15 protein-coding genes and 1 tRNA gene are annotated in these 13,227 nt (G+C 58.4%); 5 read left to right on the top strand and 11 right to left on the bottom strand.

Features of this window, described 5'->3' with window-relative positions; translation table 11 throughout:
• Nucleotides 1-103 precede the first annotated feature (103 nt).
• Nucleotides 104-185, bottom strand: a tRNA-Leu gene (locus HMPREF2692_RS12075).
• 94 nt (nucleotides 186-279) lie between these two features.
• Between HMPREF2692_RS12075 and HMPREF2692_RS12070 the strand changes: the two genes are divergently transcribed.
• Together HMPREF2692_RS12070 and HMPREF2692_RS12065 are read left to right on the top strand one after the other, a co-directional pair.
• Complete coding sequence (locus tag HMPREF2692_RS12070; RefSeq protein ID WP_061924384.1) at nucleotides 280-693, top strand: hypothetical protein; 414 nt, start codon at nucleotides 280-282, stop codon at nucleotides 691-693.
• 11 nt (nucleotides 694-704) lie between these two features.
• A complete protein-coding gene (locus HMPREF2692_RS12065; RefSeq protein WP_061924386.1) occupies nucleotides 705-1,049 on the top strand; it encodes a DUF3817 domain-containing protein in 345 nt (114 codons plus the stop codon).
• 54 nt (nucleotides 1,050-1,103) lie between these two features.
• Here HMPREF2692_RS12065 and rdgB read toward each other — a convergent pair whose 3' ends face one another.
• From rdgB to clpS, 8 genes are all read right to left on the bottom strand, one after another.
• Nucleotides 1,104-1,706 carry an RdgB/HAM1 family non-canonical purine NTP pyrophosphatase gene (gene rdgB / locus HMPREF2692_RS12060; protein ID WP_061924389.1) on the bottom strand — a complete coding sequence of 201 codons (603 nt, stop codon included), beginning with the start codon at nucleotides 1,704-1,706 and terminating at the stop codon, nucleotides 1,104-1,106.
• The gene (gene rph / locus HMPREF2692_RS12055) at nucleotides 1,700-2,428 is read right to left on the bottom strand and encodes a ribonuclease PH (RefSeq protein ID WP_061924392.1); all 729 of its coding nucleotides are present in this window, start codon (nucleotides 2,426-2,428) and stop codon (nucleotides 1,700-1,702) included. The genes rdgB and rph overlap by 7 nt, the downstream gene beginning before the upstream one ends.
• Nucleotides 2,429-2,441: 13 nt before the next feature.
• Entirely contained in the window at nucleotides 2,442-3,209 is a 768-nt protein-coding gene (locus HMPREF2692_RS12050; RefSeq protein WP_061924395.1) for an MBL fold metallo-hydrolase, read from the bottom strand.
• Between the two features lie 80 nt (nucleotides 3,210-3,289).
• Complete coding sequence (gene murI / locus HMPREF2692_RS12045) at nucleotides 3,290-4,066, bottom strand: glutamate racemase (RefSeq protein ID WP_061924398.1); 777 nt, start codon at nucleotides 4,064-4,066, stop codon at nucleotides 3,290-3,292.
• Nucleotides 4,067-4,708 (bottom strand): rhomboid family intramembrane serine protease, encoded by a 642-nt coding sequence (locus tag HMPREF2692_RS12040; RefSeq protein WP_061924401.1) that lies wholly within the window; start codon nucleotides 4,706-4,708, stop codon nucleotides 4,067-4,069.
• Between the two features lie 13 nt (nucleotides 4,709-4,721).
• Nucleotides 4,722-5,657: a P1 family peptidase gene (locus tag HMPREF2692_RS12035; protein WP_201040747.1), complete on the bottom strand. Its 936-nt coding sequence runs from the start codon at nucleotides 5,655-5,657 to the stop codon at nucleotides 4,722-4,724.
• A 3-nt stretch (nucleotides 5,658-5,660) separates the two neighbouring features.
• Nucleotides 5,661-6,197, bottom strand: a complete 537-nt coding sequence (locus HMPREF2692_RS12030) for a DUF2017 domain-containing protein (protein ID WP_061924406.1) — start codon at nucleotides 6,195-6,197, stop codon at nucleotides 5,661-5,663.
• Between the two features lie 14 nt (nucleotides 6,198-6,211).
• Nucleotides 6,212-6,550: an ATP-dependent Clp protease adapter ClpS gene (clpS, locus tag HMPREF2692_RS12025; protein ID WP_201040749.1), complete on the bottom strand. Its 339-nt coding sequence runs from the start codon at nucleotides 6,548-6,550 to the stop codon at nucleotides 6,212-6,214.
• 101 nt (nucleotides 6,551-6,651) lie between these two features.
• Between clpS and HMPREF2692_RS12020 the strand changes: the two genes are divergently transcribed.
• The 3 genes from HMPREF2692_RS12020 (at nucleotide 6,652) to HMPREF2692_RS12010 (ending at nucleotide 11,294) form a co-directional block, all read left to right on the top strand.
• Complete coding sequence (locus HMPREF2692_RS12020) at nucleotides 6,652-7,992, top strand: nicotinate phosphoribosyltransferase (protein WP_061924449.1); 1,341 nt, start codon at nucleotides 6,652-6,654, stop codon at nucleotides 7,990-7,992.
• Nucleotides 7,993-8,146: 154 nt separating this feature from the next.
• On the top strand, nucleotides 8,147-9,166 hold the full coding sequence (locus HMPREF2692_RS12015; RefSeq protein ID WP_070823715.1) for an HNH endonuclease signature motif containing protein: 1,020 nt from the start codon (nucleotides 8,147-8,149) through the stop codon (nucleotides 9,164-9,166).
• Nucleotides 9,167-9,311: 145 nt separating this feature from the next.
• The gene (locus tag HMPREF2692_RS12010) at nucleotides 9,312-11,294 is read left to right on the top strand and encodes an ATP-dependent DNA helicase (protein ID WP_371326260.1); all 1,983 of its coding nucleotides are present in this window, start codon (nucleotides 9,312-9,314) and stop codon (nucleotides 11,292-11,294) included.
• Here HMPREF2692_RS12010 and HMPREF2692_RS12005 read toward each other — a convergent pair.
• Both HMPREF2692_RS12005 and serB read right to left on the bottom strand, forming a co-directional pair.
• On the bottom strand, nucleotides 11,263-11,949 hold the full coding sequence (locus HMPREF2692_RS12005) for a peptidyl-tRNA hydrolase (RefSeq protein ID WP_061924454.1): 687 nt from the start codon (nucleotides 11,947-11,949) through the stop codon (nucleotides 11,263-11,265). The two genes, HMPREF2692_RS12010 and HMPREF2692_RS12005, sit on opposite strands and share 32 nt — an antisense overlap.
• 34 nt (nucleotides 11,950-11,983) lie before the next feature.
• Nucleotides 11,984-13,189, bottom strand: coding sequence for a phosphoserine phosphatase SerB (gene serB / locus HMPREF2692_RS12000; RefSeq protein ID WP_062044472.1), 1,206 nt, complete (start codon nucleotides 13,187-13,189; stop codon nucleotides 11,984-11,986).
• Between the last annotated feature and the right edge of the window lie 38 nt (nucleotides 13,190-13,227).

Below are 13,227 nucleotides of genomic sequence, written 5' to 3'. Positions count from 1 at the left end.
GCCGTAGCGGACACACTTTTTGCTACTTAGCCCGAAATGTTCATGGCGCCAAGAAATAAGCCCTGAACGGCAAAAAGCCTCCGTGTGACACGGAGGCTAAGCGTGCGCCCGGAGAGACTTGAACTCTCACGTCATAAGACACTAGAACCTAAATCTAGCGCGTCTGCCAATTCCGCCACGGGCGCTTGCAACGAAAGTAGTTTACATGTTTTCTACGCCCACGCTAAAACTGGCGCACCCGAATCCAGTTTTTTGTTTGTGTTGAGTAGGCTGTTACGGGTGAGTAATAACAAAGCGCCAAAGCGGCAGAAGCTGAAAGTGCGATGGTGGCATATCGTCCTCATCGCGTTTTTCGTGGTGCTCTTTTTATTGCTCGCCTACTGGCAGTGGACGCGCTTCCGCTCCGGCTCCGGCACCTTCCAAAATTTAGGCTATGCCTTCCAATGGCCACTCTTCGCTGTCTTTGTGGTTTATGCGTATAAGACCGCCCTAGGTTATGAAAATGAGCGCATCGAGGCAGAGAACGAAGCCGCCGAAATGGGTGTCACGGACTACCAGCACCAAGCAAAGTCCGAGCAAGGCGAAGTCACTAAGATCGATGAGGACTTCTTGCCGCAGCGCCCGCAGATGGACGTAGAAACTTTTAACGCCTTAAACCAACAGCGCCGCAGGCGTGGCGACGACCAGAATTAGAAAGTAGGGCCATGACTAACCAAGTTCACCCAGACCGTAAGGCCCGCATCCGCGGCCCACTCAAGTTCTTTTCCATCGCCGCAACCGTGACCGGTATCTTCCTACTTCTCTTGGTTGCGCGCATGGTTCTCGAGTACGTCGTCGGCGTGGAGATTCCGCACTGGGGCCTCTACATTGCCCAGGCCCACGGCGTGGCTTACATGATTTACTTGCTTTCGATTCTCATCCTCGGCCCGCGTGCGCTGTGGCCAGCAGGCAAGCTCATCACCACTGCCCTAGCCGGCGTTGTGCCTTTCCTATCTTTCTGGATGGAATACAAGCGACGCCGCGAAGTCACCGAGCAATTCCAGCTTTAGTCCAGAAGCAGAAGGCCCAGCATCTGCTGGGCCTCAAGTGTATCCGGGGTAAAGCTACGCCAGCTTGGCGATGACGCTAGTAAGCTGCGCCAGCGCACGCCCGCGGTGGGAAACCGCGTTCTTTTCCTCCGGGCTCATTTGTGCCGAGGAGCGCTGCTCGCCCTCCGGCTGGAAAAGCGGGTCATAGCCGAAGCCATTCTCGCCCTTTGGTGCGCGCAGCAGCATTCCTGGCCACCGGCCCTCAGCTACGTGTTCCGCGCCGTCTGGCGTGACCAATGCGCACACGGAGACAAAGGCGGCTTGGCGTCGTTCGTCGGGAACATCAGCCATCTGTGCGAGAAGCAGCTCGTTGTTGGCTTGGTCATCGCCGTGCTGACCAGACCAGCGCGCGGAGAGCACGCCCGGCATTCCATTGAGCTCTTCGACGGCGATACCCGAGTCATCCGCAATCGTGGCGATACCAGTATTGGCAACGCCAGCACGGGCCTTAATCAGTGCGTTATCGGCAAACGTGCGTCCGTCCTCCACCGGTTCGTCATACGCCGGCACAGCGGAAAGCGGTAGCAACTCGACGCCTTCGATTCCCGCGTCTGCGAGGATGCGTTCGAGCTCGCCAAGTTTCTTCTTATTATTCGATGCGACGAGAAGCTTTACCATCCCAAAGCAGCCTTCTGCGCAGCAATCAGCTCGGTGCAGCCCTTCTGGGCCACATCCAGCATGGAGTTCAGCTCAGCGCGGCCGAACAAGCCGTGCTCGCCGGTGCCCTGAATCTCCACGAAGTCGCCGCCTTCCTGCATCACCACGTTCAGGTCGACCTCCGCGCGGGAATCTTCTTCATAAGGCAGGTCGAGGCAAATCTCGCCATCGATGATGCCCACGGATACCGCGGCGATTGGGTCCAGCAGCGGCTCGCCGGGCACGACGCCCTCGGACTTCAGGTACTCGATAGCATCTGCCAAGGCCACGTACGCACCGGTAATCGAAGCCGTGCGGGTACCGCCGTCTGCCTGCAGAACGTCGCAGTCGAGCTGAATGGTGTTCTCGCCCAGCTCGGAAAGGTCCACGGCAGCGCGCAGAGAGCGCCCGACCAAGCGGGAAATCTCGTGAGTACGGCCCTTGACTTTGCCCTTCATGGACTCGCGAGGCATGCGGTCGTGCGTGGCTGCCGGCAGCATCGAGTACTCAGCGGTCAACCAGCCCTCGCCGGAGTCCTTCTTAAAGCGCGGCACGCCAAACTCCACGGAGGCGGTACACATCACGCGGGTGTTGCCAAACTCGACGAGCACGGAACCTGCCGGGTTGGTGGTGAAGTTACGGGTAATACGCACGCTACGCATTTGGTCTAGCGCGCGACCATCAGCACGAGAAAAATCAGTCATGCACCCAAGGGTACTAGAGCTCGAACTCCATGCCCGGCGCGCCCAAGACGATCTCACCGTCGAACTCCGCCTGCGCTGCACGCAGGGTTTCTGAACTATCTCCCCATGGCTGGAGGTGGACGAGCACCAGCTTAGCGACGCCCGCCTCCCGCGCCACGCGGCCAGCCTCCGCGCCCGACATATGCATGTTAGGGGCCTTGCCTTCCGACGTCGCGCCCCATGCGGCCTCGCAGAGGAAGAGGTCGGCGTCGCGGGCAGCATCGACAAGCGCGGGGGTCGGGCAGGTATCGCCGGAGTAAGTAATGGTCTTACCGGTCTTCGCATGCTCCATGCGCAGCGAATACGTCTCCACTGGGTGGATCACCTTAAAGGGTGTCATATAGACGTCATCGATGAGCTGACTTTCACGGTCTATCCACGGGGAAAAGGCGAAGGTATCCGACATATCGTCGACGCCATCGACCTCGTCGGAGGAAAGACGACCCAAATGCTGTGGCGTATATGACGGCCCAAGGCAAAAATTGCGCGAAGGCGCAGGCGCCGTGGGATGGAAGCGACGCCAGACCATCAACGAGGGAAAGTCCATGCAGTGGTCGGCGTGAAGATGGCTAAATGCGACATGCGCATTGCAGGGGTCTTGGGCTTCTTGTAGGCGCGCCAAAGTTCCAGGACCCATATCCATCACGATTGATGGCGCATCAGGAAAGGACACCAGATACCCAGAGGCGGCGTTTCCCGGGACTGGGACGGAGCCGGAACAGCCAAGAATCGTCAGCTTCATGTGTCCAATAGTTCCACGAAACCTTCCCGATTGCTGGGATTGGGGTGAAAAAGACGTGAAACCGTGTCACGCGCGGTAGGTCACAATTGCGGGCCTAAGAAGCGGGAAGCCAAACGCGAAAAGGTCTCTGGGTCACCGGTTGATTCGAATTTACGGATCGGAGTGGCGTCTTCCGGCGCCAGCATGTCGGTTTCAGTAAGGATACGCATCACGTCCTTGGCCGTTTCTTCTGCAGAGGAAACGAGGGTGACGGACTCACCCATAGCCAACTGGATGACGCCAGTGAGCAGTGGGTAATGTGTGCAGCCGAGCACCAGGGTGTCGACGCCCGCGGACTGCAGCGGTGCGAGGTAGCCCTCAGCGACGCCGAGGATCTGGCGGCCGGCAGTAATCCCCCGTTCTACAAAACCTACAAAGTCCGGACACGCCACCGCATGCGCCTCGACGTGTGGGTTGACAGCGAAAAGGTCTTGATAGGCACCAGAGTTCACGGTGCCCTCAGTACCGATAACGCCGATTTTGCCATTGCGCGTAGTAGCGATGGCGCGTCGGACTGCCGGGCGGATGACCTCAACAACCGGGATGTCATAGCGCTCGCGAGCATCGTGCAAGAAGGCCGCCGTGGCGGTATTGCAAGCGATGACGATCATCTTGCAGCCGCGTTCTACGAGTTCATCTGCAATGGCGGTAGATAGCTCGCGCACCTCAGCGATGGGACGCGGGCCGTACGGCGAATGCGCAGTATCTCCAATGTAGATGATGGACTCGTTGGGCAGCTGCTCAATGATCGTTCGCGCAACCGTGAGTCCGCCCACGCCGGAATCGAAAATACCGATCGGGGATGCAGCGGATGCCATTTACTTCTTCGCCACCTTCACTGGGTCGTCGGAAGTGATAATCATACCCGCAGCAATACCACCGATCGCGCCGAAGAGGTGCCCTTGCCACGAGACTCCCTCATAGACCGGCAGCACGCCCCACACCAAGCCCGAATAAGCAAAACCGAGGAATACGCCCAATGCCGTTTGGGCGAAAGAACGGTTAAACAGGCCACGTACGATGAGATAGCTCAGCCAGCCATAAACCAAAGAAGAAGCACCGATGTGCGAGGTACCAGGCCCGCCGAGGAGCCAAGTGCCAATGCCGGCAATCAGCACCGTGATGATCGTGACCTCCCACCAGGCTTTCCGGCCAGAAAGACCAATGAGGAAGCAAAAGATAGCGCCCGGCACCGAATTGCCGATGAGATGCTCAAAGTTCGCGTGCAGCAACGGCGCCGTAAAGATGCCCCAGATACCGTTGAAATCCAACGGGTGGATGCCGTAGTTGGCCAAGTTGCCATTAAAAAGCACGTAGTTGACCAACTGCACGGCCCATTCCACAATCAAAAAGGCCACGGCAATCCCCAGGCCTGTGCGGATGCGCCCGCCGCGCGTGTAATTTTTTGAATCGCCACGATTTTTCAAAACGGTAGAACGCGAGGAATCACCTGAAGTCATAATGGCAATAACTTTAGTCCAGCATAGAGCTATAAGCCTCTAAGCCCAGGCCAGGGGCCGCTTTCACGATTGCCTCGACGATCGCTCGTTCGACAACCTCCGCCGCAGCATCGCACAGCGCCGCTTGCGTCGCGGTATCAACCCCACCGTTTTCTGTGGCAGTCGACAGCGCGAAAAGCGTGTCCCCGTCCAACGGCGAATGCGCCGGGCGCACTGCCCGAGCGATACCGTCATGTCCCACCATGGCCAAGCGCTTGGCTTGAGCCTTGGTCACCGGGGCGTCGCAAAACACTGCCCCAATCGTGGTGTTGAGCTTGGACTCCGCGGGGTGCTGCAGCTGGCTGAAACGCGCGACGTCGATAGGCGCGGCATGCGGTGCACCAAACAGGCGCCCAGTCTCTGCGTCCACAACGTTGCCCACGGGGTTCGCTACCACCAGGGCGCCAACCGTAAACTGCCCCATCGGCGTGCGCACCTGCTGCTCCGTCAAGCCCAAACCGCCGCGGAGCTTGCCAGCAGTAGCGCCCACACCAGCGCCTACGCTGCCCGTCGAATCATCATGTTCCGCAATAGCGCGCCGCACCGCCTCCGCACCATCAGATGCTGTGGGGCACTCAGCACCAACAAGGAGATCGAAAATCACCGCCGCCGGCACAATCGGCACACGCGGACCAGGCTTGTCCTCACCCAGCACCGGGAAACCGATGCCTTGGGAAGCTAGCTCGTTCATCACGCCGTCGGCAGCCGCGAGCCCAAACGCAGAACCGCCAGCCAAAGTGATGGCATGCACGCGCTCAACGGTGTTGTGTGGCTCGAGGAGATCCGTCTCCCGCGTGCCTGGGCCGCCGCCACGAACGTCGACGCTCGCGAGCGCGCCTTCAGCGCCGCAATACAAAACCGTGACGCCAGTGTCATGCCTGCTGACATGGCCAATGGAGATAAGCGCCATGATTTAGCCCATCAACACCTGCAGCAGAGAATCCTGGCAATAAGCCAACCATTCCACGAGCATGTCGCGGTCCTCGCTCATCGATTCCTCTGGGACATCGCCTGCAGCCACAAACAAACGCAGATCGTTCAAACCCGCAAGGAAGGCATGCGCTTCTTCCTCGCTGATAGTGACCTCCACGCCGCCCGTCGGCCCCAACGCAGTGTTAATAACCTGCAGGTTCTTCAGCTTTGCGCGCGCAATGTCATTTTCATGCAAAGAACGCAAAAGAGAGTTATCGCCTTCGTATTCCTCATCCCCCGGCTTCTCAAAGTCAGGGAAAAGACGAGCCAAGGAAGGGTCTTCCGGCGCCTCCGTATGCCCAGTTGGCATATCCAGCATCTGCGCAAGCTCATCCTGCGGGGCAGACTGAGCACGGGCAATAATCGCCTCAGAGACAGTAGAGGTGAGGTCACCTAAAACCTCGCGCTCCATCGGCTCCAAAATGGTGGTGTAACGCGCCGCGCGCATCAGCGACTTCTTCTTTTTCCAAGCTTGCATCTGACTGTGCCTTCCTAGCCTGCCTGCTGCATCGTGGCCCACAGACCAGCAATCTGCAGCTTCTTTACGTCTGCCTCGACTTTGTCGCGCTCGCCCGTCGATACCGCAGCCTTGCCTTCAGTATGGACCTGCATCATCAGCTCGTTTGCGCGCTTTTTGTCGTAGCCCAAAACCGTCTGGAAGACGTAGGAAACGTAGCTCATCAGATTGACTGGGTCGTCCCAAACGATGCACATCCAAGGGAGGTTTTCGCTGGTTGCAACATCGACTTCGATGGCCTCATCTAATTCCGGAGTGGCCATGGGCGACCCCAGGCGGACAGAACCACCAGGTAGAGCAAAGTGCGCATTCATGCCTTCTACCCTATCGAAATTTCTACACATACATTAAAAGATTAAAGGAGTAATCGCTGCTAAGAAGTTGGCCGCTAGGTACCATTTCCGATGTGACTAACATCGCCGAACATACTTTTCCCTCCGACCCTGACCGCTCCACAGCGCTGCTGACCGATAAGTACGAGCTGACCATGCTCCAAGCAGCGCTCAAAGACGGTTCCGCGCACCGCCAGGTGACCTGCGAAGTTTTTGCCCGCCGTCTGCCCAATGAGCGGCGTTATGGCGTGGTCGCCGGCACTGAGCGTGTGCTACGTGCGGTTCGAGACTTCCAGTTCACCGCCCAGCAGCTGGCGCAGATGGACTTTCTCGATGAGCAGACCAAAGAATACCTGCGCAACTACCGCTTTTCCGGTCACATCGACGGCTACCGCGAGGGTGAGATTTATTTCCCTAACACTCCCCTGCTTACCGTTCGGGGCACCTTCGGCGAGTGCCTAATCCTAGAGACCGTCATCCTGTCGATCATGAACTCCGACTCGGCAGTGGCGTCGGCAGCCTCGCGAATGGTTACCGCTGCAGATGGGCGCCCCATCATTGAAATGGGCTCCCGCCGCACCCACGAATATGCCGCAGTCACCGCTGCCCGCGCCGCCTACCTGGCGGGCTTCAACGCCACCTCGAATCTGGAAGCCGGATACCGCTACGACATACCCGTCTCTGGCACCGCTGCCCACGCTTGGACGCTAGCGCACGTCAACGAGGATGGCTCACACAATGAGGAAGCAGCGTTTCGCTCCCAGATTGATACGCTCGGAGTTGATACCACCCTCTTGGTCGATACCTATGACATCACCAAGGGTGTCGAAACCGCAGTGAAAGTAGCCGGCCCACAGTTGGGCGGAGTACGTATCGATTCCGGCGATCTCGGCCCAGTTACCCGCCGCGTGCGCAAACAACTCGACGACCTAGGCAACCACAACACCAAGATTGTGGTCTCCTCCGACCTCGACGAGTTCGCCATCGCGGGCCTACGTGGCGATCCGGTTGACGTCTACGGCGTGGGTACCTCCGTCGTTACCGGCTCCGGCGCGCCAACTGCCGGCATGGTCTACAAGGTCGTTGAAGTAGAGGGCCATCCGGTGGCAAAGCGTTCTTCTTCGAAGCAATCGCAAGGCGGCGCCAAGCGTGCTTTGCGCACCTACCGCTCCACAGGTGTCGCGGTCGAGGAGATTGTGCTGCCTTTCGACGCCGCGGATCCTGACACTGGCACTCTTTCCACCCGTGAGATGACAGTCCCGCTAATGCGTGACGGAGAGATTGTCGAGGGACTACCCAACCTGCACCAGGCCCGCGAATATCGTGCCCAAGCGATTACCACCCTGCCGTGGGAAGGCCTTGCGCTTACTCGCGATGAGCCGGCAGTTCCGACCCGCCTGGTGGGATTTCCTGAGCACTCGTAACTCCGCTGGCAAAGCCACAGCTGTGGATAACTTTGTTGACGAATAAACGAAGCTGACCGGGCTGCTAGGCACCAGACTAGACCGGCCGAGAGTTATCCACAGGCAGAAAATTGCCTCTTGTTTTGTCTTCTTGGCAGCCCCTACTGTCAGGGCTATGACAACCACGCACCCACCGCTTATCGCAGCGTTGCGGCTCGACGTCACCAGCCTAGAGCCCATCGCTGGTCTAGACGTCCGCGCTCTCACGCGCATGGGTGTAAGCCGTGTCGATGCAACCATGGCCGTGCGCCTCGCCGAGGTTTATTACGGAAAGACTCATGCCACACGCCTCCAGGCCGCAGCCCGCGCAAATGCTCAGTCCCAAGGCCATAGCCTGCGCGTTCTAGAGAAGATCGAGGGAAAACTAGCGAAGGTACGCAACTCCTGGCAGATACGCGCTCGCCTTTGTGCCACACCGGAGCACCTTATCGACGCCACCGCCCGCAAACTCATCAAGAAGCCACCGCGGAAACCACGCGCCAGCTTTTCCCACGGCGCGAACGGATGGATGCGGCTGGCCATTACCACCGACAAACCTTGGCTGAAGGATGCTCTCCAGCGGATCACCGGCCTTAGCGATTCCGTTATCCCTAGTGAGTCGGCAATCCTAAGAGGCTTCGAAAAATTAGGGCGGGGTGAGGCCTCGCTTAGCGACGTCGCTCCTGCCCCAGCGCGTGTAGCCAACGTCATCATTACGCTCGACGAACTCACCCAAATCGCACAAGGCGCTGGGGAAGAAATACAGCTACGAGCAACCGACGGTACGGTGCGCAACGGCGCCGATTTTGTCACTGAACGCTTAGCCCAGCAGGGGCTTGCAACCCTCGTTCATCCGCGGCACGGGCCAGTTAATCAGTATCGTATGCAGCGTTTTGCCAATGCGAAACAAAGGGACATGGCGCTTTCGACATTTCCACAATGCGCGCATCCCGGATGTACGATTCCCGGCACAGACTGCCAGGTTGACCACATCACCCCTTGGAAGTCGGGAGGCGAAACAAATGCCGGAAACCTATTGCCCTTGTGTCGTTACCACAACGGCCTGAAAGCAGAACATGCTACCTATCGGCGAACTAAACAAGGCGTCATGTTCATCCCGCCTTTCGCTGACCCCATCGCGTGCCGAGTTGATTAGCCCTAGCCTTTCAAGATTAGCCCTAGCCTTTCAAGGACAGCTCGAAAGGCCAATTCGGCATGCCTTCAGCATTGCTCCGGCATTGCTGCGGTTGGCTAAGCCTCTGGGTTCTTACTTAGTGTGGCAAGTAGCTAGACTGTGTCGAGTGAGCAACCAGCCTTTGAATCAAACCACGGAACTGCTCCTCGATACTGCCGTCGAAGCGCTCGGCGGCGCGCGGCGTGATGGCCAGATGAAGATGGCAAATGCAGTCACGCGCGCGCTCGAGTCAGAGCGCCATCTTGCGGTGCAGGCTGGCACCGGTACGGGCAAGTCGCTGGCTTATCTGGTTCCGGCGATCAGGCATGCACAGAACTCCGGGCACACCGTCATCGTCTCAACTGCTACCTTGGCGCTGCAGCGTCAGCTTGTTGAGCGTGACCTTCCGCGATTGGTCGACGCTCTGGAAGCGGTAATGGAAGTTAAGCCCACATTCGCAATCATGAAGGGCCGTTCCAACTACCTCTGCATGAACAAGGTGGCGCGAGCCGAGGAATTGGCGGCGGAAGATGCCCTGATGGAAGAACAAGAAGTCTCCCGAATGGGCCGGCATATTCAGCGCATCTATGAGTGGGCGGATGAGACCGAATCGGGTGACCGCGACGACCTTGATCCTGGCGTCCCCGACTTAGCTTGGCGCCAAGTTTCTGTCACTTCTGCCGAATGCCTCGGCGCATCGCGTTGCCCGCACGGTGAGGAATGCTTTGCTGAGGCGGCGCGTCGAAAAGCAGCGGATGTCAACATCGTGGTGACGAACCACGCCCTGCTTGCCATCGATGCGGTATCGGATATCAATATTCTCCCCGAGCACGAAGTTGTAATCATCGATGAGGCCCACGAACTCGATGGGCGTATCACCTCGGTGTCTACTGCGGAAATCACCGGTCGTGCAATCAAGATGGCGGCTAACCGTGCTAAGTCTCTTGGCGCGCAAGGCAAAGACCAGAGGCTTTCGCAGATGGCCGATGAATTCGTGATGCTTCTAGGCGAGTTTCCGCCCGGCCGCTGGATCGATATGCCGGACAATGCCAAGCAACAGCTGACCGCGCTGGGCGATACTCTACGCGATTGCAAGGAAGCCATCGCTCGCGCGCCTGAAGGTGAGCAGACAAACGATCCAGAAACCTTCGCCGAACGCCAGAACTTGGCCAATCACTTGGTCACTATGTCCGAGGCAGTTGCCCGTATTCTGGATGTCTTCGCCACTGGTGATCCTTCCGCGCAGGAAGACGTGGTGTGGGTAGAGCGCGATGAGCGTTCGATGATCGATACGTTGGCTGTCGCTCCCTTGTCCATCGCTGGCATGCTCCACGAGAAACTCTTCGGCGAACAGACTGTTGTGCTTACCTCGGCAACCCTTGCGCTCGGTGGCCGCTTCGATGCCATGGCCGCGCAATGGGGCATGCCGAAAGGAACGTGGGACTCCCTCGATGCGGGCACTCCTTTTAACCCCGCCGAGAAGGGAATCCTTTACGTAGCCAAGCACTTGCCACAGCCAGGCCGCGATGGGCTCGCTACAGAGACACTCGAGGAAATGCGTGAGCTCATCATGGCCGCAGGCGGCCGGACCCTCGGGTTATTCTCCTCGCGGCGCGCTGCTGAACAGGCAGCGCAGGAGCTCAAAGCGAAGCTGCCTTTTGATATTTATGTCCAAGGCGAAGACTCGATTGGAGCGCTTGTCGACAAATTCAGCAAGAACGAAAACTCTTGCCTCTTCGGTACGCTCACGCTCTGGCAGGGCGTCGACGTGCCGGGGCCTTCCTGCTCACTCGTGCTGATTGACCGCATCCCCTTCCCCCGCCCCGATAATCCCCTCATGCAAGCGCGTACCGAGGCCGCGCAGGCAGCAGGGCGCAGTGGGTTCATGGAGGTATCTGCAACTCATGCGGCACTGCTCATGGCACAGGGAGCTGGACGGTTATTGCGCTCGATCAATGACCGCGGTGTCGTCGCAGTCTTGGATAGCCGCCTCGAAACCAAACGCTACGGCGGATTCCTGAAAGCATCCATGCCGCGTTTTTGGACAACAACCGATTCCGAGACGGTAAAGGCAGCGCTTAAACGGCTCGTGGCAGCGCACACACAGTAGCAGAGTCAGGGGCGACCTCGGTAAAGCCGGCGTCGCGGATGATGACGGCTTCAGGTCGCGCGCAGGCTTCTTGGAAGTCGGCGTGGCTTACCTCGCGTACTGAAAGCGCGAAGTCGCGCTCAGCCCACGCCCGCGCCTCGTCGAGGCTCATTGCCGCCGCAAGCATCATCGACCCATGCCCCACCTGGGCCGCTGCTTTACCGGCCGACATTCCTAGCGAACCATCGACGTAAATAGCCGGCGTATCCGGTGCTGCTGGGCCTGGTTCGTCCCGCTCTAAGTCGGTGTGACCGATTTGTAGTTTCCGAATGGCCGGTTCAACATCAGCGACCGCAGAAGGCACAAAAGCACGAGCACGATCGCTAACGGTTACGCCAGGTAGCTGTTGGACATCGCTCCATGCTTTGTTCCGCGCACGGCGTGCGACCTTGCGGATGCGGTGTCCATACCACTGCGCGAGCGCTTCGGCGAAAGCACCATCCTCGCCTGCTCGCTCGTCGAGGCATACCGCCACGACTGCCTGGGCTGCGGCCTCAAGGACCTCAGTACGGCTCGGAACGGGCTGCTTTGGGATATGCAACGCAATCTGCATTGCTTGAACGGTTTCCGGCTTTGCAGGATCTTCTGGGTCGTCACGCCAGTTGCGCGAGTCCATGGCGCTCACCAGACGTGCATGTGCAACATCAAAGCTAGTCAATTGCAATCTCCTCTGCGGGCACCCCAAGAATCTGGAGAACTTCGTCCATATACGGATGATTGACGGAAGCATCAGCGACTTCTTTAAGCGCAGGTTTCGCATTGAACGCGATTCCGAGGCCCGCAGCAGTGATCATATCGATGTCATTGGCGCCATCCCCAACTGCGACTGTTTGGCTCATCAGGAGACCCGAGTCCGCGGCGAACTCGCGAAGGAATTCTTCCTTCGCCTTTCGGTCGACGACCTTGCCGATAACACGGCCGGTGAGCTTTCCGTCGACGATCTCCAGGGTATTAGCGCGCACATAGTCAAGCTCCAGTTCCTTGGCAAGGCTTTCCAGCACTTGGATAAATCCGCCGGAGACTACAGCAGTGCGATACCCCATCCGCTTTAGGGTTCGCACGGTTGTCCGCGCTCCTGGGGTAAGCTCCAACTGCTGAGCAACTTCGTCGACTACTGCCACGTCCAAGCCAGCCAAAGTAGCTACACGCTCACGAAGAGACTGCTCAAAATCGAGCTCGCCCCGCATTGCCCTTTCGGTTACTGCAGCGACTTCTGCTTCTTTGCCTGCGTGAGCGGCCAACATTTCGATGACCTCTCCTGTGATAAGAGTGGAATCGCAATCGAAGCACACGAGGCGCTTTGCCCTACGCTGCAGGCCCGCTCTCTCGATCGCGATGTCAACGCCAAGCTCATTCGACAACTGCGCCAAAGCTGCACGGACTGGATCGGCAGAGCCTTCCAAGCTAATGAATAGTTCGAATCCTAAAAGCGGGGAAGTCGACAACCCGCGAATGCGATCGATATTCGCATCGAAGTTTGCCAGGCACTGAGCAAGTGATGACATAGTCTGGGCTGATAACTGCTCCCCCAGAATCACCACCGAGTGAGTCGAGCGCGGGCGGGAGCCGGACTCTGCCTCTTCTACAGACAGAGTCACCTGTTGGTTATAGATACTCAACGTATTGCGCAGACCATGTTCCAGTTGCGGCAATCTTTCGCCAGCAACACGGACATAGGCCGAAAGCGAGATGCGGCCCGAAAAGATGGCTTGCTCGACATCGACAAGCTCCGCGCTATGCGAAGAGAGCACTCGGAAGAATGCCGCCGATACGCCAGGCTTATCGGGGCCGGAAGTCGTAATCACCGCGAAGGTATCACACGCGGGAACCTTTACGTTGTCAGCTTGATAATCCACTCGGTTAGTATCCCACGCGAATCGATGGAAATGGGAGT

This window comes from Corynebacterium sp. HMSC036D03, assembly GCF_001836185.1.
Lineage (GTDB): Bacteria > Actinomycetota > Actinomycetes > Mycobacteriales > Mycobacteriaceae > Corynebacterium > Corynebacterium simulans.
This window is presented reverse-complemented; position numbering and strand designations above follow the sequence as displayed.